Consider the following 18,339-nt stretch of genomic DNA (forward strand, 5'->3'; position numbering starts at 1 on the left):
AATCCTGCGGGCGAGGCCGGGGCAGCCGGCCCAGGCGCCCGGACCGTGCGCGCCCGCTACCTGCAGCACGTCGCCGACCACCTCGACGACTTCGACGGATGGCTGGAGCGTGAGCTCTATCTGCGGGTCAGCGTCTGGGACGCCCGCGCCGCCGCCGACGGCAACCGGCACAAGCTGGGTTGCGGCGACTACCCGCCGGAGACGTACGCCAGGGCGCTCAAGGCGTCGAAGATCCCGCCCAAGGCGGTGGAGATCAGCACACCGCTGCAGGTGTTCCACCAGGTGCATGCGTATCGGCGCCCCTGACCCTCAACCGAACCGCAACGGCCGTCCCGGAGCGGCCGGGGTTCGCCGGCGGGCCAAGATCGACAGCAATCTCCGCACCTGCTCGAACGACGAGGGAGGCGGCGTCAACACACACACCCACGTCTCGGCAACGGTGGCAACTTCGGCGAAGGCCGCAGGCATCACTGCCTAGCCCCGCCCATAACCACCTCGGTACGAACCAAACGATGGGACGCCCAGGCGAAACCGCAGGTGGGCCCTACGAAATACTTGATCCATGCCCGGCCCGAGGCACGCACCCAACCTTCGGTAGGCAAATCTGCCCACCTTGACCCACGGACAAGAAGAGCTATGCGCGGTCGATCTGCCCTAGTTTGGTCCCAAATTGGTCCCCAGGAGTACGCGAAGAGGCCGTTTCCGATTTCTCAGAAACGGCCTCTGACCTGCGGTTTCTCGCAAGTCGGGACGACAGGATTTGAACCTGCGACCCCTTGACCCCCAGGCATGCCAGGCAGGGGCGGGACCACGGGCTGTACCCGCTCCCACCTGCGCATAGGGTCCACGGTGATCCACTGTTGTCCGACCTCATCCGAGGGCGTTGTCACTCAGTTGGTCACTCATAAGGCCGCCCGTCCGCGCGACCGCTCAGTTCTCGATAAGCCTCACGCAGTTCTGTGGCTTCCGGCATGCGGAGTGCTTCGATGGCGCTGATCACCTCGTGTGCCCTCCAATAGCTGGACGGCACCAGCACGCCGCTGGTCATCGTCATGAGGGTAAGCCGACCCGCCTCCTCGGACTGATCGGCCGCCAGCAGTGCCAGCGCCAGGTCAAGGCGCGCGGATGCCGCCCTGCGCGGGCGAAACGGCCCATCTGCGGCTGACTCCATGCGCGCGAGCACCTGCCGGGCGTACCGCTCGGCGGCCGGATCTCCCAGCCATGACAGTGTGGTCGCGACGTAGGCGTCGCTCTTGGAGGGGTCGTACCGGTAGTGATGCTCGGGATGCTCGGGCATCGACAACGGCGCGACCAACCGGGCGACACGGTTCAGCGCATCACGCGTTTCCGGGCCAGATCCGAGCCGTGCCCATACCCGGCCTTCCTGTGCGGTCGCCTGGATGTAGGCGGAACTTCCATGTGGCGCGATGACCTGCGCCCCCTGAGTCAGGGTCAAGGCTCGGCGGTAGTCGCCGGTGGTGACCGCCTGCCACGCCTCGGTCTCCAGGCACCATGCCGCGATCTCGGGCTGCTCAGCATGCTTTGCCAACTGGGCGGATGTCTGAAGCCATGTTGCAGCGGCATCGTACTGGCGAAGGTCGATATAGCAGGTGGAAGTCAGCAAGGACAGCCAGCCACCGGCTGTTAGCAGGCGGCGGTGCTCAATAAGTGTCTTCTTCGCGTTGATCAGATGCGAGACGTAAGACAGGTGCTGGCGTGCTCGTTTCAGCAACTCGGCCGGTGGTGTCCCCTGGTAGGCCATCGCAAGGTCATCGACGGCCAGTTCCAGCCGGTCAAGCGTCTCATTACCCACATCGCTGGCGGCAACCCGGCGGCCCAGCTCCAACGCCTCGACCTCTCCCTCGAAACAGGCGTTGTCCTGCACGTCATCGGCGAACAACTCGGCTTCTCCCATGCCGAACACTCGGCAGTAGAGCAATCGATACGGGTCCTTGGGCTGGTGCCTGCCGGCCTCCCAAGCCTTGATCATGCGGATCAGGGATTCCCGCTCGGGAAGACGAGCCCGCGTGTGTGGGTCTGCCGCGTCGGCAAGGTGCTTGGCCATGTCTCGCTGTGTCCACAACTTGCCACGCCTTTCGGCGCGCAACCGTAGGGCCCAGGCCGGAACGTTATCCATTGTGTGCACCTCGGGGGACTGGGGTCCGCCTGTCTCCCCCAGTCTCCCTTACTCACACTGTCGGTGCGGGGCTACCTGGAGATGTCATGAGAGGACCGTGAAAAGGCGGAACCCGCAGGCGCTGACACGCCGTACGGGTTCCTTGATCGCACAGTGGAGGTGCGACCCATGGACAACTCTAGAGGCGCTCCGATCCCCGCGAACAGCGTCGCAGCGAGCCGTCAGGACAGGGCATCGGACATCGCGTCGGTGACGCCGCTCGATGTGGCCGAAGAACTCCGCAAGGCGCTGAAGCAGCATGGCATCGAGGCCGATGTCCACGACGGCTACGGGCTGGCGTTGGTGTCGGTGTGGGTCGGCCTGGTGATCTGGTGCGACGGCGTGTGGTTCTGGTGGCGCGTGGGCTGGGACGAGCGACGTAGACGCGTCATGTACGCCCGCCACCCGGCCGACGAACCCGCGCGGGCCGCTCGAAGGGTGGCCTTCCGCTACGCCAAGCTGCACCACAACCATCCGTACCCGGGGCTGATCTTTGATCCTTCCCCGTCCACTCGATCGTGAGCCTGCGGTGAGTACGCTTCCCGCACTGGCCGCGAGGTACGGCAAGTGCTGGGTGATCTCTGAGGCGGCGGGCGGCGGGTTCTACGCGGTACGTCGTCACAGTCTCTCTCCGAACGAGTTGAAGCGGGGGCTGTCCAACGTACGATGTGCGGCCACGCTCATCGAGCTTGCAGCGCGCCTGGAGGCCGAAACCCGGCTTGAGCAACCGCGCCGCTCGGTGGGTCGGGGCTGAGGTACGAAGTCCCGAACCTTCGATCGCCCCCAACCCCGTGTGGAGACCAGCCACAGCATGGCGATCGTAGGGCTGTACTGGTGGACGCCCCGGAACACCGCCACGTGCGAGCCGGTGCATTGATCGGACGCCCCCTTGCCTGGTCTCAGCCGCTCAGCCTGCGGCGGCCGGTGCTCCCCGCCGGGACCGGCCCCCAGGCCGCAGCCCGGCGGGGAGGGCACCGGACCGCCGCGCGGCGCGCTTGCGCGCCGCCTTGAACCAGTAAAGAAACTCTGAGCCCACTACAGGCGCAGCGCGATCCGACCTTCGTCTCCCCTGCCTGCCGCCTCGAAGCGGTCTCCAGGAGCCTCGATCTGGGTGAACTCCAGGGGGCGGCCCTCGCGATCGAGCATGAGGCGACGGATGACCAGGAGGGGCGTGCCGACGGCTTCCATCTCCAGATCCTCAATGGCGGAGCCGTAAGGCATGGCGGCATGGGCGCTGGTGGTCCAGTGCAATGGGCCCCTGGTGGCTTCCAAGTGGCTGTAGAAGTGCTCGGGTGCCACGTCTTCGCTCACTCCGCGCACCAGGTCGGCGACCGTGAAGGACTCAGTGAGCAGGCGGTGGCCGGCTACATCGCCAAATACGCCACCAAGGGCGCGGAATCCTCGGGCACCGTTGATCACCGCATCTCCTGTCCGGCGTGCAAAGGACGCGGGCGGCTGAGCTTGAGGGCTTCCTGCGGCCTGTGCCGTGGGTCCGGACTCAAGCCCGGCCTGCACCTGGACGCGCTCCCGGTGACCGAACACGCCCGGCGCATGATCCGTACCTGCTGGGACCTTGGCGCACGCCCCGAGTACGCCGGACTACGGCTCCGGCCGTGGGCACACATGCTGGGCTTCCGCGGCCACTTCTCCAGCAAAAGCCGTCTCTACTCCATCACCTTGGGCGACCTGCGCAGCGCTCGCGCCCTGCACCGCGCCGCCGAAGCCCGCGAGCGTCACGACCTACCCACCCTCGACCAGGCGACCACGCTCGTCATGGCGCACTGGCGCTTCGCCGGAAGCGGCTACACCCAAGGCGAAGCGATCATGGCCGAGCACATCCGCCAGCGAGTCGAGGCCGCCCGCAAGATCACGGCAGAGCGGGCGGATGAATGACCCCAACCCGTCCCGCCCACGATCGGCGGCTCTACCGCGTCACCGACGCCATGCACCTACTCAGCCTCAGCCGCAGCGTGATCTACGAACTCATCCGCTCCGGCCGGCTCCGCTCCGTCACCCAGGGACGGACCAGGCTCATCCCCGCCTCAGCCATCGAGGACTACATCTCCCTACTCGAACAGGAGGCTCCATGACCGAACGACGCAGCCGAGGAGACGGCGGCCTGCACTGGGACGAGAACCGGCAACGCTGGATCGCCTCAGTGACGGTCGGCTACACCCCAGCGGGCAAGCGCATCGTCAAGAAGGCCAGCGGCAAGACCAAGACCGAAGCCAAGGCCAACCTCAAAGAAATCATCCGAGACCATGACGACGGGCTGGCCAGCGGCCCGGCGAACTACACGGTGGCCGATGCCGTGACGAGCTGGCTCGCCTATGGCCTGCATGGTCGCAGCCAGAGCACTGTCGCCAACTACCAGATCCTGTGCGCCAAGCACATCATCCCCGACCTGGGTGCCCGGAAGCTGCGTGAGCTGAGCGCCGAGGACGTGGACCGGTGGCTCGTCGGCAAGGCCAAAGTCCTGGCCGTCCGCACTGTGCGGTTGCTGCACTCCTGTCTTAACCGCGTGGTCAGGTTCGCCCAGGCCCGCGACAAGGTCAAGCGCAACGTGGTGGGCCTGTGTGAGATCCCCGAGGGCAGGGAAGGCCGCCCGTCCAAGTCCCTCACCCTCGACCAGGCCACCGCTCTGCTCGACGCGGCTGATGGCACCCGCCTGTACGCCTACGTCGTCCTCTCGCTGCTGATCGGTGCCCGCACAGAGGAACTGCGGGCGCTCACCTGGAACGAGGTCGATCTCGTCGGCGATCCGGACAAGGACATCCCGCCGTGGATCGCCGTGTGGCGCTCAGTACGTGAAGGAGGCGACACCAAGACCAAGCGCTCACGTCGCTCCCTGGCACTGCCCAAGCGCTGTGTGGAAGCGCTGAAAGCGCACCGCGAACAGCAGCGGAAAGACATGAAAGCGGCGGGCGACAAGTGGCAGGATCACGGGCTCGTCTTCGCCTCGCTCGTCGGCACGCCCCTCGACGCCCACAACGTACGCAGAGCGTTCCGGAAGATCGTCAAGGACGCCGGGATGCCCGCCTACTACTGGACGCCCCGGGAGATGCGGCACAGCTTCGTCTCACTGCTCTCCGACTCGGGCGTCCCCCTGGAGGAGATCGCCCGGCTCGTCGGCCACAGCGGGACGGCGGTCACCGAAGCGGTCTACCGCAAGCAGATCCGCCCCGTACTCCTGCAAGGAGCTGCGGCGATGGATGAGATCTTCGCCCGGTAGTCACTCAGTTAGTCACTCACCAATGCGAAAGGGTGCCACCCTTTTGAGTGACACCCTTGCCGACCAGCTAAAACCTGGTCGGGACGACAGGATTTGAACCTGCGACCCCTTGACCCCCAGTCAAGTGCGCTACCAAGCTGCGCTACGTCCCGGTTGCGTCGGCCGCCCCCTGCGGGGCGGGACGTCATAACCTTAGCGCACATCGGAGGTAGGCGCGTACACGGAAAGCGGGAGCGGAGGGCGTGGTGGGGCGGAGGCCGAGCGTTGATCGGGCGGAGCTGGCGCAGCTGGTGGCCGGCGGGATGAGCGTGCAGGAACTGGCCGCTCATTTCGGGGTGTCCGAGTCCGGGGTGCTGCAGGCCAAGCGGGCCGCGGGGCTGGCCAAGCCGATGCTCGACCACAGTGCCGCCGTCCCGTGGAAGCTGGCGCGCGTGCACGCGCAGTCCGGGCCGGCGACGAACCTGCGGAACCTGTCGGCGGCGGCGCAGGGGAAACCGCCGGCGGCCGAGCGGTTGAACACGGCTCTGCGGTGGGCTCAGCGGCTCGTGGACGCGGGGCTCGACGTGCGGTACGACGCGGCCGAAGGGTTCAGTGAGGTCCCGGCGCCGCCGGCGGGCTCACACGTCGCGACGGTGCTGGAGGCCGCCAGGAAAGGGCTCGCAGCTCACTGAGTACGCGAGTTTCGACGGCCTTGATCGTGGGCAGTCGCAGGTCTCATTACAGAGACCGGAGGCGAACATCAATGACCACCTTGATCTGGGTGGCCGTCGTCGTGGTCGCGGTGGTGGCGCTCGCCGCAGTGGGCTTTGTCGTGCTACAGCAGCAACGCCGCAGCCGTCTCCGCGAACGTTTCGGCCCTGAGTACGAGCGTACGGTGGCCGAGAGCGACAACCGGCGTGACGCCGAGCGGGAGCTCATCGCCCGCGAGCAGCGCCATTCCGAGCTCGACATCCGTCCGCTGCCTGAGGAGACGCGCGACACCTACGCCAACCGGTGGACCGAGGTCCAGGAGCGTTTCGTCGACGCCCCCGGGTTCGCGGTCACCGAGGCCGACCAGCTCGTCACCTCGGTGATGGCGGAACGGGGCTACCCCACGGACGACTTCGAGCAGCGGCTGTCCGACCTGTCCGTCGGGCACGCGGCCACTCTCGACCACTACAGGACGGCCCACGAGATCAGCGGGCGGGCGGTCAGGAAGGAAGCCTCGACCGAGGAGCTCCGGCAGGCCATGGTGCACTACCGCGCGTTGTTCGAGGAACTGCTGCACGAGACCACGCGAGGGCGGTGAGTGTAGATGAGCAGCAGCAGAAGAAGTGAGGACGAGCTCAAGGTCCCGTCGCAGCGGTCGGACGGGGCTCACGGGGAGGACGAGCACAAGGATCCGGCCGACCAGACCGGCGATCGGTACGACAGTGGCTACCGGAACGAGGCCGGTCACACCCCGGTGACCCACGGGTACACCCCCACGGCCCCCGGCCGTGACCACGACCGTGACCACGACCGTGACCACGACCGGGACCTCGACCGGGACGACGATGACGAGCCGCCCTACAAGGACCCCTATGCGAACTCCGACACGGCCGGCGACCTGCCGGGCGATCCGGAGCGCGACACCCCTCTCGGACGCGGCACCGACCACCGCTCCCCCACCCCGGCCCCCGACCCGGCCCACACCGACATCCCCGCTGACGTCCCCGCCCACGTCCACGCCGGCGAGACGCCTGGACACGAGACCTCCCGGGACGTCCTGTCCGGAACCGGGACACACCACGGCGAACGTTCCGACGACGTGCTGGTCCACAGCGACCACCCGCAGGACGAACTGCCCCACGGCGAACAGGCTCAGGAGGACGTCCTGGTCCACGGCGACCGGGCCGACGACGACCTGGCGCACGACCGGCTGAGCGACCGCGCCTCCTCCGTCCGCGACCGCTCCGACAGCGACCCCTTCGACAGCGACCCCTCTGACCACGAACTCACCGACGGCGAACTCGTCGACGGCGAGCGCACCGAGGACGAGCGACCGGCGGAAAAGGCTCCCGTCGAGGGGGCTCCCGCGGAGGACGTCCCCTCGCACGCGGCCCCCCTGGAGGTCGCCCTGTTTGACCAGGATCCCGCCGAGGTTCAGGCCCGCTGGCGCGACGTCCAGGCGTCCTTCGTGGACGACCCCGCCGAGGCGATCCAGCGCGCCGACGGCCTGGTCGGCGAGGTGGTGGAGTCGCTGACGAACTCCCTCACCAGCCGTACCGGCGCTCTGCGCGACCGATGGAAGGACGTCGACTCCCCCGACACCGAGGACCTGCGGCAGGCGTTCCGGGACTACCGCAACGTCCTGGAGCGGCTGCTCGCGCTGTCCACGCACAATCTGTCCGCTGAAACGAGGAGGTGACCGGCATGCTCGCGGTCGTCGCAGCGATCATCTTCGGGTTGGGCTTCCTGCTCGACCTGGTGGGCGTGAGGATCCCCGGCGGGATCTCCGGCATGACGTTCGTCCTGCTGGGGCTGACCTTGCTGGCCCTGCACCAGGCAGGTATCGGCACGGCGAGCGTCCGCAGCGGGTCCGGCAACTGGCGCGGACGCACCCGCCGCTGAGCCAGGACAAGAACAAAGGTCCGGGCGGGAGGCCGACCAAGCCTCCCGCCCAAACCTCCCGAAGCATCAGATGCAGGCAAATATCCAGACAAAAAACCGAGGTCACCCCTTACCGGGAAACCTCATGATCACGGTGCTCCCCCCGCTCCCCACCCGCAACGTGAAATCGGAGGAGAGCAGCCGGGCCACCCACAACCCCATCCCCCCGACGGCCCCCGGCAGCGGCCCGGGCTTCCAGGACCCCTCGTCGTGCACCTCGACCACCAGGTCCCCGCTGATCACCCACGTCCGCATCGCGGCCCGGCCGGCCCCGTGCGTGACCGCGTTGGTCGCCACCTCGTTGACCGCGATGACGAAGTCGCCGACCGCCTCCTCGGGCATCCCGACGGCGCGGGCCTCGTCCTCGGCGAACTGCCGGACCGTCGGCAGATCCGGCAGCCGGAAGCGCAGCTCCTTCACGGGCACGCCGGGTGGCGGGCTCGTGTAGCCCGACTGAGGCTCGACGTCCTCGTTCACCCGGCGACTCGCCTTTCTCTCACCAGCCGACCAGCGGCTAACCGACCAGCAGCTCACTGCGGAGCTGGTCGAGTACCTTACGGAGAATCCGTGAGACGTGCATCTGCGAGATGCCGAACTCCGCGGCGATCTCGGCCTGCGTCATGTTGCCGAAGAAGCGCAGCAGCAGGATGTGCTTCTCGCGGCTGGGCAGCGCGTCGATGAGCGGCTTGACGGCCTCACGGTCGACCATGGTGCTCAGCGTGTCGTCGTCCTCGGGGATGACGTCGCCGAGCGAGGCCGCGTCGTCGTCGGTGCCGAGCGGCGCGTCGAGCGACAGCGTGCTGTACGCGGCCGAGGCGTCGAGGGTGAGCAGGACGTCTTCCTCCGAGATGTTCATCTTCGCGGCCAGCTCGGCCACGGTCGGGGACCTGCCGAGGTCCTGGCTGAGGTCGGCGACGAGCCGGTTGAGCTCGGACCGGCGCTCCTGGTAGAGGCGCGGGACCCGGATGGCCCAGGTGCGGTCGCGGAAGTGCCGCTTGACCTCACCGGTCATCGTGACGACGGCGTAGCCCCTGAAGGCGTGGCCGAGGCTCGGGTCGAAGCCGTTGACGGCCTTCATCAGGCCGACGTACGCGGCCTGGAGGAGGTCCTCCAGAGGTTCGCCCCGGTAGCGGTAACGCCTGGCGATCTCCATGGCCAGCGGCCGGTGCATCTCCACGATGCGCTCGCGCAGCCGTTCCCTGTGGCTGTCGGGTGTGCCTTCCCTGACCATCTCGGCCAGAAGGTCTTCTGCTGACATCTCCTCGAGGACGTATTCCTGCACAGCCATCGCTGCTCCTCATATGGGTCGCAGGGCGGCCTCCGCCAGCAGAAAAAGCCCAGGCAGAGGCACGCCTCGCTCTACTCTCGAGACGGAAGCCCTCTGCTGGACTTCGGATCCAGTGTCCCCCCTGCCGCGAGAAGTATTCCTCGGTCGCGTGGTGACAGTAGGGTTGCTTCGTGACAATGCCCGAAAACGGCGAGGGGCCCGTGGCCGCCCTGAGCCTGACGTCGTCGACCGTCGACGAGATCACAGTCGTCAAGGTCGACGGCGTGCTCGACGCCACGACGCGTGAGCAGTTCGCCGACTACCTGTCGCTCACCGGCACCGACCTGATACTCGACCTGGCCGGGGTGACGTTCATGGATTCGCGCGCGCTCGGGCTGATAGTCCATCACTGGCAGACCAGCCTGACGTCGGGTTCGAAGTTCGCCTTGGTGGGAGTGGAGTACTCGAAGTCGAAAGTGATGTGGATCACCGGGCTGGCCCAGCGCCTGCCGCTGTACGACACGCTCGACGACGCGCTGGCCGCCATCGGCTGAGGCCCTATGCGCGACGCGTCGACTTGCGCTGATGCTCCTCCACCAGGAGCCTGGCCAGATCGGCCACCTTGACCTGATGGTGCTGCGAGATCCTGCGCAGCTCCTCGAAGGCGGCCTCGGCCGTGCACCCGCTGGTCTGCATGATGATGCCCTTGGCCTGGTCGATGACCGACCGTCCGGCCAGGGCCTCCTGGAGCTGGGCGGCGTCGGTGCGCACCTCCTCGAACTCCCACATGTTGGCCATGGCCACCCCGACCTGCTCGGTCAGCATGTCGGCCAGCGAGTGGGCGGCCTGCGGGGAGAAGGCTCCCCTGCGGACCGAGTAGAGTCCGACGATGAGCTGCGCCGGCGCCACCTCGATGGGCACGATCAGTACCGACCGCACCCCCCAGCGGGTCGCCAGTGCGTTGTAGCGGGGCCAGCGGCTGTCGGTCAGCACGTCGCCCAGGCTCGCGCGAGCGCCGCTCTGGCGGGCCTCGAGAGAGGGCCCCTCGCCGAGCTCGCGCTCGCCCTCGACCAGCATGATCAGCTCGCTGTGCGAGCCGGAGACCAGCACCCGCTGGTCGCGCCAGTGTTCGGCCGAGCCGCCCGAGCACCCGGGCACACCGGCCGCCAGCGCCGTGGTCAGGCCGCGCAGGACGCTCTCCGTGGAGGTGTCCTCGCCCAGCCGCCCCAGCGCCGCCAGGTCTCGGGCGAGCCCGGGAGTGATCATCGCCGTCGATTCCATAGCAAGAAGCCCCTACCCCTTATGGCTACCGTTATCCCCGGTGGCGTAGCGTCAAAGGATGACCATGCCGGACCTCGAACACGCTCTGGACGCGCTGGCGGGACGCGTGTCGTCCTTGCGTGAGGCGAGGACCGCCTACCCTACCGACCTCGCGCCCACGCTCGACGCCGCCCTGGCCGAACTGGACACCGCCGCCGAGTTGCTGGCCGAGGCGCGCGAGGCGCTGCGCAAGGCGCCCAAGCGGGCCGCGAGCAAGAAGGACGGCACACAGCGCGAGCTGAAGCTGCTGCGCCAGGTGTTCCGGGCCTTCCCGGTGCCGGTGATCGTGCTCGACGGCGGCGGGGTGGTCCGGCGGATCAACCCAGAGACCTCGCGGGTGCTCGGCAGCCCTGACGGCTACCTGGTCGGGCGGTCGTTCCCGCTGCTGGTCGACGTCTCCAGGCGGGCGGCGTTCCGCTCGCACCTGAACTCGGTGCTGCAGACCGGGCAGCCGTCGGCGTTCGAGACCCGGCTGGCGCACCAGGGCCGGACGCACACCGTGCAGCTCGCCCTCACGCGGGTGACGATGCCGGGCGAGCCGCAGCAGATGGTGGCGGCCGTGGCGCTGCCCACCGAGGTGCAGCTGCCCGAGCCCGGCGGGCGACGGCCGGAGCAGTCCGACGGTGCGCTGCTGCTGGCCGCGTCCAGGCGGCAGGACCTGCTGGCCAGGATCGGCGCGCTGCTGCTGGACGAGGAGGCGCTGCTGCGCCCGGTGGCGCTGCCGCGGACGACGCGGCTGCTGGCGGCCGAGTGGGCCGACTGGGTGATCGCCGACCTGGTGCGCGACGGGCTGCCGAGGCGTTCGGTGGTGGTGGCGCCGAAGAACCACCCGCTGGGCGACCTGGTGCGGCTGGTGGAGTCGGCCGACCCGGCCGGCAGCCAGGTGGTGATGCAGGTGCTGGAGCGCGGCTCGGGCGTGGTGCACGAGATGGTCGACGACGAGTCGCTGCTCGGCTTCACCGCCGACGGGCCGCTGCTGACCGCGATGGGGGCCGGCTCGATGTTGTCGGTGCCGATCGGGCAGTCCGACGGGGTGCTGACGCTGGTGCGCACGCACGACAGGCAGCCGTTCTCGCTGGCCGACCTCGGCGTCCTGCAGGACGTCGGGATGCAGCTCGGCCTGGCCGTACGCGCCCAGTCGAGCTTCCAGAGCCGTTCGCGCGCCGCCGACGCCCTGTCGGCCAGCGTGGCCCCGCGCAACCTGCCCGACGTGCCCGGCTACGAGGCGTCGGCGGTCTACCACCCGGGCGCCTCGGTGGGCGCGGAGTTCTACGACGTGTTCCCGGTCGCGGGCGGCTGGGGGTTCGCCCTGGGCGGCGCGGCGGGCAAGGGCGAGGAGGCGGCCTCGGTCAGCGCCATGGTGCGCGGCGGGCTGCGGGTGCTCAGCACCTGGGAGTCCCACCCCGACCTGGTGATCCGCAAGGTCAACCAGGCCCTGGTGGCGCAGGGCACGGGCATGTTCGTGATGGCCGTGGCGGGGTTCGTCAAGGGCCGGAAGATCCAGTTGTCCTCGGCGGGCCATCATCCGGCGGCGCTGCTGCAGCCCGACGGCAACGTGCGCTTCGCGGCGGGCGGCGGCGTGCCGCTGGGCATCTCCCCCGAGGCCGAGACGGGCGTGCAGGAGCTGACGGTCTCCGTCGGGGAGACGCTGGTGCTCTACTCCGAGGGCCTGATCTCCTCCAGGAACGACTCCGGCGAACCGTACGGCGAGGAGCGGCTGGCCGACGTGCTGGGGCGTTGCGCGGGGCAGTCACCGGCCACCGTGGTCAAGGCCGTGGAGGCCGACCGGCACGCCTTCTCCGGCGGCCAGGTGTGGGACGAGATCGTCGTCCTCGCCCTCAAGGGTGTCTGATCTGCGGGGGTTTGCGATCCGGCTAAACATGGGTATTGTCTTTCCGTAGAACAACGTGCCTAAGACGCAGGCACACCTTGAAGGCTTTTCCACGCTGAGGTGTGCCATGAATATTGCGATCGTCGCGTCCGCCAAGGGAAACCAGCACCACCGTATTCTCTCCGTAGCACGCGAGCTGGGGCGCGAGCACCACGTCACCATCTACTCCCGCCGTGACGACGCCGAGGGCAAGCCCAAGACGCGGGTGGCCCCGGGGGTCACTCTGGAGCAGATCGACGTGGGCCCGGCCAAGGACCTCATGCCGGAAGACCTCGTCCCGTACCTGAACGACGTGGGCGAGCACCTGATGAAGCGGTGGAACCAGGAGCGGCCGGACGTCATCCACGCCCACTCCTGGACCGGGGGCCTCGCCGCCGTGGCGGGCGCCAAGGGCTTGGACGTGCCGGTCATGCAGACCTTCCACACCGTGGACGCCACGCACCAGAAGCTGGAGCGGGCGCTCGGACGCCGGGCCAAGGCGGTCATCGCCGGCTCGGGCGACGAGGAGTCGGCGTTGATCAGGCTGGGCGTGCCGCGCGGGAACATCGCGATCGTGCCGCATGGTGTGGACACCGAGCGTTTCCAGCGACGCGGGGCGATCGCCACCAAGGGCGCCCGCAAGCGGCTGGTGCACGTGGGGCCGCTGTCGCCCGAGCGCGGGGCGTACACGGCGGTGCGGGCGCTGCAGGGGCTGACGGACGTGGAGCTGGTCATCGCGGGCGGCCCCGAGCCCGAGGACCTGGACCAGGACAGGGACGCGCGCCGGCTGCGGGTGTTGGCCGAGCAGCTCGGCGTCGCCGACCGGGTGACGCTGCTCGGGCAGGTCAAGCGGGCCTCGGTGCCCAAGCTGATGCGCAGCGCGGACGCCGTGGTGTCGGTGCCGCGCGAGGCCGCGACGGGCGTCGTCGCGCTGGAGGCCATGGCCTGCGGCGTGCCGGTGATCGCCTCGGCCGTGGGCGCCCACCTCGACTCCGTGATCGACGGCGTGACCGGCCTGCTGGTCCCGCCGGACCGCCCGGCGCGCACCGCGCGGCTGGCCCGCGAGCTGCTGTGCGACCCGACGCTGCGCACCGCGCTCGGGTACGCCGGCGCCGACCGCGCCCGCTCGCGCTACTCCTGGGAGCGCGTGAGCCAGGAGCTGGTCCGCGTCTACGAGGCGGCCTGCGCCTGACGGGAACGTACGAGAGGCGGGCGGCGACAGCCGCCCGCCTCTCGTACGTTCCCGGGCGGAACCGGGAGCCGCTGCACAGGACGAGTCGACCCGGGCGGGGCGCCATGCCTGTCCGGAAGGGGCCCTTGTTACCGGAGTGACACCTTTGCTTCGATGGTCCGCATGTCTACACGCGGTTCGATCCTGGCGGCGGCGGCGCTCATCACGGCCCTCGCCCTCCCCCAGAGCGCACAGGCGGAGACGTCGAGGTGGGGCGCGCCCGTCCTCGTCGAGAACTTCGACGGCTCCTCTGTCGACACGAGCAGGTGGATGGTCTACCACTCGCCGGACGCGGAGCGTAACCCCCGTACGGGCAAGGCCGCCACGGTCGCGAACGGGATGTTGCGCCTCAAGGGCGGCCGGTACGGCGGCAGGGACCTGTCCGGCGGCGTGGCCACCCGGCTGGCCCAGCGGTACGGCAGGTGGGAGGTGCGGTTCAGGGCCGAGGCGGGCAACGGCTACACGCCGGTCGCGCTGCTCTGGCCCACCTCCCAGGGCGAGGGCGACGGCTACGCCGAGGTCGACTTCGCCGAGATCGTGGACCCGCGCCGGCAGGGCGGCGGCATCTTCGTGCACGGCGGCCGCGGGCGCGCGCAGCGGCAGCTCCGGGCCGACTTCACCCGCTGGCACACCGCCGCGGTGGACTGGCTCCCCGGCCGGCTGACGTTCTGGCTGGACGGCAGGAAGGTGTGGGACTACCGCGGCCCCTACGTGCCCGACAGCGACCGGATGGGCCTGGCGCTGCAGAACGACGTGGTGTGCGAGCCCCGGTGCCGCGACTCCGCCACCCCGGCGACGGTCTCCATGTACGTGGACTGGGTGAAGGTCTACCGGCCGTCCTGAGGCAGCAGCCTGGCCGCCTTCAGGCCGAGGTGCACGGTCAGCCGGTCGTCGCCCTCGGACAGGTCCCGGTGCAGGAGGCGTTCGGCCTTGCCGAGGCGGTAGTAGAGGGTCTGGCGGTGGATGCCCAGCTCGGCGGCCGTCTTCTGGGCGTGGCCGCCGAGGTCGAGGTAGACCTCCAGCGTCTGGGCCAGCTCGGCGTCCAGCGCGGCGGTCTCGGCGGCCAGCTCGCGCAGGTCGGAGCGGCCGAGGCGGGCCAGCAGGCGGTGCACGCCCAGGTCCTGCCAGCGGGCGATGGGGGCGTGCCGGGGGAAGTGCTCGGCGATGCGCAGCGCCTGCCGGGCCTCGCGCCAGCTCTGCCACGCCTCGGCCGGGTCGTTCCTGGGGGCGCCGATGCCGGCGGCGGTGCCGTACGCGCTCTGCAGGGTCTGGGCGACCTCCCCGGCCAGGTGGGCGGGGGCGAGCAGGGCCACGGGCGAGCCGGTGCGGGCCAGCACGCCGCGTGGGAGCGTCCAGAGGGCGGCCACCCGCTCGCTGGACTCGCGCACGGCGACGGCGACGACCGGGCCGGGAACCTCGATGGAGGCCGCGGCGCGCTCCTCGGGGTCGGCCGAGAGCAGGGCGAGCAGGCCACGACCGAGGTCCTGGCGGCTCCTGGCCTCCTGGGCGAGCGCGGCGGCGGCCCTGGCGACCAGCGGCGCGACACGGCCCAGCGCCTCGTCGGCGAGGCTGCCGGAGTCCAGCAGCCACAGGTAGCCGTAGGTGACCTCGCCGTGCCGCAGCGGCCAGCAGACCCGCGCCAGCACTTTGAGCTCGGCGTCCGCGGGGATGCGGACCGGGCCGCCGGCCCTGGCGATGCCGTAGCGTTCGAAGTAGTCGCGCACCTCGCCGGTGGCGCGGCGGCGCAGGATCGACTCCTGGCGGACCGTGTCGATGTCGCCGTGCTGGGCGCCGTAGGCGAGCAGCCGGAACGAGCGGTCCTCCAGCGTCGCGGACGCCCCCAGCGTGGCGGCGATCTCGTCGACTATTTCCTGAAGGTCGGACGTGTTGTGCATTTGTATGACAGCCTGCCACATCGATCGTTACGCGCGTTCATGGCCCCCTCTGACCTGGGGTTTCTAGACTTGAGGCATGTTGGGTCAACTGCTCCTTGCCGCCTCCGGGAGCGGCGTCGTACGCCGTTCCGTGTCAGGCTTCCCGCTCACCCGCAAAGTGGTGGACCGGTTCGTCGCCGGCGAGAGCGTCCAGGAGGCCCGGAACGCCATCGAACGGCTGCGCGACGCCAACCTGGCCGTGACCGTCGACCAGCTCGGCGAGGAGACGCGCGACGCGCGGGCCGCCGAGACCGTGGCGCAGGCGTACGTGACGCTGCTGGAGGCGCTGAAGCCGCTGCAGCTCGGCCGCCGGGGCGAGGTGTCGGTGAAACTGTCGGCCGTCGGCCAGCGGCTCGACGACGGCATGGCCCTGGAGCACGCCCGCCAGATCTGCGCCGCCGCGGCGGCCAACGGCTCCACCGTGACCCTCGACATGGAGGACCACACCACCGTCGACTCGACGCTGGGCATCCTGCGCAAGCTGCGCGAGGACTACCCCGCGACCGGCGTGGCCATCCAGGCGTACCTGTTCCGCAGCGAGGACGACTGCCGCGACCTGGCCCACGAAGGCTCCCGCGTACGGCTGGTCAAGGGCGCCTACCGCGAGCCCGCCTCGGTCGCGCACCAGGACAAGCAGGACGTGGACAAGGCGTACGTGCGATGCCTGCGCATCCTCATGGCGGGGAAGGGTTACCCCATGGTGGCCACGCACGACGACCGGCTGATCTCCATCACCGAGCTGCTCGCCGACCGCTTCGGCCGGACGCTCGGCGACCACGAGTTCCAGATGCTCTACGGGATCAGGACCGACCGGCAGGAGGCCCTCGCCGGGGCCGGCCACACGGTCCGCGTGTACGTCCCCTACGGCGACGACTGGTACGGGTACTTCATGCGCCGGCTGGCCGAGCGCCCCGCCAACGTCGCCTTCTTCCTTCGTGCCCTTGGGGGTAAGTAAATGGATGCCATCAGCAACGTCCCCGTCCCCGTGAACGAGCCCGTGCTCGGCTACGCGCCGGGCAGCGCCGAGCGTTCGGCACTGGAGGACCGCATCAAGGAGCTGTCCGGCTCCGCCACCGACCTGACCATGACCATCGACGGCGAGCAGCGGCTCGGCGGCGGCGCGCCCATCGACGTGGTGCAGCCGCACAACCATGCCTCCGTCCTGGGCCGTACCAACGACGCTACGGCTCAGGACGTGCAGGACGCCATCGACGGCGCCCTGCGGGCGGCGCCCGCCTGGCGGGCGCTGTCCTTCGACGAGCGGGCCGCGGTCTTCCTCAAGGCCGCCGACCTGCTGGCCGGCCCGTGGCGCCAGACGCTGAACGCGGCCACCGTGCTGGGTCAGTCGAAGTCGGCGCAGCAGGCGGAGATCGACGCGGCCTGTGAGCTGATCGACTTCCTGCGCTTCAACGTGGCCTACGCCCGTCAGCTCTACTCCGACCAGCCGATCTCGTCGCCCGGCGTGTGGAACCGGATGGAGTACCGGCCCCTTGAGGGGTTCGTGCTGGCGATCACGCCGTTCAACTTCACCGCCATCGCCGGAAATTTGCCGACTTCTGCCGCTTTGATGGGGAATGTCGTCGTCTGGAAGCCGTCGCCGACGCAGCAGCTCGCCGCGCACCACACGATGCGGCTGCTGGAGGCGGCCGGGCTGCCGCCCGGTGTGATCAACATGGTCACCGGCAACGGGCAGGCCGTCTCCGACGTGGCCATGACGCATCCGGCCCTGGCCGGCGTGCACTTCACCGGCTCCACCCCCACCTTCCAGCACCTGTGGGGCACGATCGGCGCCAACATCGCCTCCTACCACGGCTACCCGCGCCTGGTGGGCGAGACCGGCGGCAAGGACTTCGTGCTGGCCCACCCGTCGGCCGACCCCGCCGTGCTCTCGACCGCGCTCGTCAGGGGCGCCTTCGAGTACCAGGGCCAGAAGTGCTCGGCGGCCTCGCGGGCGTACGTGCCGCGTTCGGTGTGGAACCGCATGCGTGACGACTTCGTGGCCACGGCCGAGTCGCTGACCGTGGGCGACGTGGCCGCCGACCTGTCGACGTTCATGGGCGCGGTCATCGACGACCGGGCCTTCGCCAAGCACAAGGACGCCATCGACCGGGCGCGGGCGGCCTCGAACATCGACGTGCTCACCGGCTCGTACGACTCCAGCGTCGGCTACTTCGTCAAGCCGACCATCCTGGAGTGCGCCGACCCGACGGACGAGATCTTCGTCAGGGAGTACTTCGGGCCGATCCTCGGCGTGCACGTCTACGAGGACCGCGACTTCGACACGGTGCTCGACCAGATGGAGGGCATCGCCCCGTACGCGCTGACCGGCTCGATCATCGCCCAGGACAGGTATGCCATCGCGGCGGCCTCGGAGCGGCTGCGCTTCGCGGCGGGCAACTTCTACGTCAACGACAAGCCGACGGGCGCGGTCGTGGGCCAGCAGCCGTTCGGCGGCGCGCGGGCCTCGGGCACCAACGACAAGGCCGGCTCGATCTTCAACCTGATCCGCTGGGTGAACGCCCGCACGATCAAGGAGACGTTCGTCCCGCCGACCGACCACCGCTACCCGCACATGGGCTGACCACCCACCCAGAGCCACGGCCGGCACCCCAACAGGGGTGCCGGCCGTCTCCAATTCCACGGGTGTGGCGTAATGTGCAAGGTTTGTGTCATTGACG

21 protein-coding genes and 1 tRNA gene are annotated in these 18,339 nt (G+C 69.5%); 15 read left to right on the plus strand and 7 right to left on the minus strand.

Going from position 1 to position 18,339, the window contains the following annotated elements:
• Positions 1-45: 45 nt before the first annotated feature.
• On the plus strand, positions 46-306 hold the full coding sequence (locus AB0J97_RS25310) for a hypothetical protein (protein ID WP_364092505.1): 261 nt from the start codon (positions 46-48) through the stop codon (positions 304-306).
• A 592-nt stretch (positions 307-898) separates the two neighbouring features.
• On the opposite strand, the gene AB0J97_RS25315 is transcribed toward AB0J97_RS25310, so the two are convergent.
• Entirely contained in the window at positions 899-2,065 is a 1,167-nt protein-coding gene (locus tag AB0J97_RS25315) for a hypothetical protein (RefSeq protein ID WP_364092507.1), read from the minus strand.
• Between the two features lie 321 nt (positions 2,066-2,386).
• On the opposite strand from AB0J97_RS25315, the gene AB0J97_RS25320 reads away from it, so the two are divergent.
• Entirely contained in the window at positions 2,387-2,698 is a 312-nt protein-coding gene (locus AB0J97_RS25320) for a hypothetical protein (protein ID WP_364092509.1), read from the plus strand.
• 513 nt (positions 2,699-3,211) lie between these two features.
• Here AB0J97_RS25320 and AB0J97_RS25325 read toward each other — a convergent pair.
• Positions 3,212-3,499 (minus strand): UTRA domain-containing protein, encoded by a 288-nt coding sequence (locus AB0J97_RS25325; RefSeq protein ID WP_364092756.1) that lies wholly within the window; start codon positions 3,497-3,499, stop codon positions 3,212-3,214.
• On the opposite strand from AB0J97_RS25325, the gene AB0J97_RS25330 reads away from it, so the two are divergent.
• The 3 genes from AB0J97_RS25330 to AB0J97_RS25340 are packed head-to-tail and all read left to right on the plus strand — an operon-like array spanning position 3,404 to position 5,408.
• Positions 3,404-4,069, plus strand: a complete 666-nt coding sequence (locus tag AB0J97_RS25330) for a replication initiator (RefSeq protein WP_364092511.1) — start codon at positions 3,404-3,406, stop codon at positions 4,067-4,069. The two genes, AB0J97_RS25325 and AB0J97_RS25330, sit on opposite strands and share 96 nt — an antisense overlap.
• A complete protein-coding gene (locus tag AB0J97_RS25335; RefSeq protein ID WP_364092513.1) occupies positions 4,066-4,266 on the plus strand; it encodes a helix-turn-helix domain-containing protein in 201 nt (66 codons plus the stop codon). The genes AB0J97_RS25330 and AB0J97_RS25335 overlap by 4 nt, the downstream gene beginning before the upstream one ends.
• Positions 4,263-5,408 (plus strand): tyrosine-type recombinase/integrase, encoded by a 1,146-nt coding sequence (locus tag AB0J97_RS25340; protein WP_364092515.1) that lies wholly within the window; start codon positions 4,263-4,265, stop codon positions 5,406-5,408. Before AB0J97_RS25335 ends, AB0J97_RS25340 begins: the two co-directional genes overlap by 4 nt.
• Before the next feature lie 75 nt (positions 5,409-5,483).
• Here the strand turns inward: AB0J97_RS25340 and AB0J97_RS25345 are convergent.
• Positions 5,484-5,560, minus strand: a tRNA-Pro gene (locus AB0J97_RS25345).
• A 93-nt stretch (positions 5,561-5,653) separates the two neighbouring features.
• On the opposite strand from AB0J97_RS25345, the gene AB0J97_RS25350 reads away from it, so the two are divergent.
• The 4 genes from AB0J97_RS25350 to AB0J97_RS25365 all read left to right on the plus strand — a co-directional run bounded on the left by AB0J97_RS25350 (position 5,654) and on the right by AB0J97_RS25365 (position 8,000).
• Entirely contained in the window at positions 5,654-6,079 is a 426-nt protein-coding gene (locus tag AB0J97_RS25350; protein WP_364092516.1) for a hypothetical protein, read from the plus strand.
• 71 nt (positions 6,080-6,150) lie between these two features.
• Positions 6,151-6,696 (plus strand): hypothetical protein, encoded by a 546-nt coding sequence (locus AB0J97_RS25355; RefSeq protein WP_357704609.1) that lies wholly within the window; start codon positions 6,151-6,153, stop codon positions 6,694-6,696.
• A gap of 6 nt (positions 6,697-6,702) precedes the next feature.
• The gene (locus AB0J97_RS25360; protein ID WP_364092518.1) at positions 6,703-7,797 is read left to right on the plus strand and encodes a hypothetical protein; all 1,095 of its coding nucleotides are present in this window, start codon (positions 6,703-6,705) and stop codon (positions 7,795-7,797) included.
• 5 nt (positions 7,798-7,802) lie between these two features.
• A complete protein-coding gene (locus tag AB0J97_RS25365; RefSeq protein WP_364092520.1) occupies positions 7,803-8,000 on the plus strand; it encodes a hypothetical protein in 198 nt (65 codons plus the stop codon).
• Positions 8,001-8,102: 102 nt separating this feature from the next.
• Here AB0J97_RS25365 and AB0J97_RS25370 read toward each other — a convergent pair whose 3' ends face one another.
• Positions 8,103-8,516 (minus strand): ATP-binding protein, encoded by a 414-nt coding sequence (locus tag AB0J97_RS25370; RefSeq protein ID WP_357704603.1) that lies wholly within the window; start codon positions 8,514-8,516, stop codon positions 8,103-8,105.
• 37 nt (positions 8,517-8,553) lie between these two features.
• The gene (locus tag AB0J97_RS25375; protein ID WP_364092523.1) at positions 8,554-9,327 is read right to left on the minus strand and encodes a SigB/SigF/SigG family RNA polymerase sigma factor; all 774 of its coding nucleotides are present in this window, start codon (positions 9,325-9,327) and stop codon (positions 8,554-8,556) included.
• Between the two features lie 176 nt (positions 9,328-9,503).
• Here AB0J97_RS25375 and AB0J97_RS25380 point away from each other — a divergent pair, with 176 nt between their 5' ends.
• Positions 9,504-9,860 (plus strand): STAS domain-containing protein, encoded by a 357-nt coding sequence (locus AB0J97_RS25380; protein WP_357704633.1) that lies wholly within the window; start codon positions 9,504-9,506, stop codon positions 9,858-9,860.
• Positions 9,861-9,864: 4 nt separating this feature from the next.
• Here the strand turns inward: AB0J97_RS25380 and AB0J97_RS25385 are convergent, their stop codons facing one another.
• On the minus strand, positions 9,865-10,572 hold the full coding sequence (locus AB0J97_RS25385) for an ANTAR domain-containing protein (RefSeq protein ID WP_357704599.1): 708 nt from the start codon (positions 10,570-10,572) through the stop codon (positions 9,865-9,867).
• A gap of 73 nt (positions 10,573-10,645) precedes the next feature.
• On the opposite strand from AB0J97_RS25385, the gene AB0J97_RS25390 reads away from it, so the two are divergent.
• From AB0J97_RS25390 to AB0J97_RS25400, 3 genes are all read left to right on the plus strand, one after another.
• Complete coding sequence (locus AB0J97_RS25390; protein WP_364092525.1) at positions 10,646-12,478, plus strand: SpoIIE family protein phosphatase; 1,833 nt, start codon at positions 10,646-10,648, stop codon at positions 12,476-12,478.
• A gap of 106 nt (positions 12,479-12,584) precedes the next feature.
• On the plus strand, positions 12,585-13,688 hold the full coding sequence (locus AB0J97_RS25395) for a glycosyltransferase (RefSeq protein ID WP_364092527.1): 1,104 nt from the start codon (positions 12,585-12,587) through the stop codon (positions 13,686-13,688).
• Between the two features lie 162 nt (positions 13,689-13,850).
• Complete coding sequence (locus tag AB0J97_RS25400; RefSeq protein WP_364092529.1) at positions 13,851-14,570, plus strand: glycoside hydrolase family 16 protein; 720 nt, start codon at positions 13,851-13,853, stop codon at positions 14,568-14,570.
• Here the strand turns inward: AB0J97_RS25400 and AB0J97_RS25405 are convergent.
• A complete protein-coding gene (locus AB0J97_RS25405) occupies positions 14,555-15,622 on the minus strand; it encodes a helix-turn-helix domain-containing protein (RefSeq protein ID WP_364092532.1) in 1,068 nt (355 codons plus the stop codon). The genes AB0J97_RS25400 and AB0J97_RS25405 overlap by 16 nt on opposite strands.
• Positions 15,623-15,698: 76 nt before the next feature.
• On the opposite strand from AB0J97_RS25405, the gene AB0J97_RS25410 reads away from it, so the two are divergent.
• Positions 15,699-16,616, plus strand: a complete 918-nt coding sequence (locus AB0J97_RS25410; protein WP_364092534.1) for a proline dehydrogenase family protein — start codon at positions 15,699-15,701, stop codon at positions 16,614-16,616.
• Positions 16,617-18,242 (plus strand): L-glutamate gamma-semialdehyde dehydrogenase, encoded by a 1,626-nt coding sequence (gene pruA / locus AB0J97_RS25415; protein ID WP_357704587.1) that lies wholly within the window; start codon positions 16,617-16,619, stop codon positions 18,240-18,242.
• Positions 18,243-18,339: the final 97 nt, after the last annotated feature.

It is taken from the genome of Nonomuraea sp. NPDC049607 (genome assembly GCF_040675375.1).
Classification (GTDB): domain Bacteria; phylum Actinomycetota; class Actinomycetes; order Streptosporangiales; family Streptosporangiaceae; genus Nonomuraea.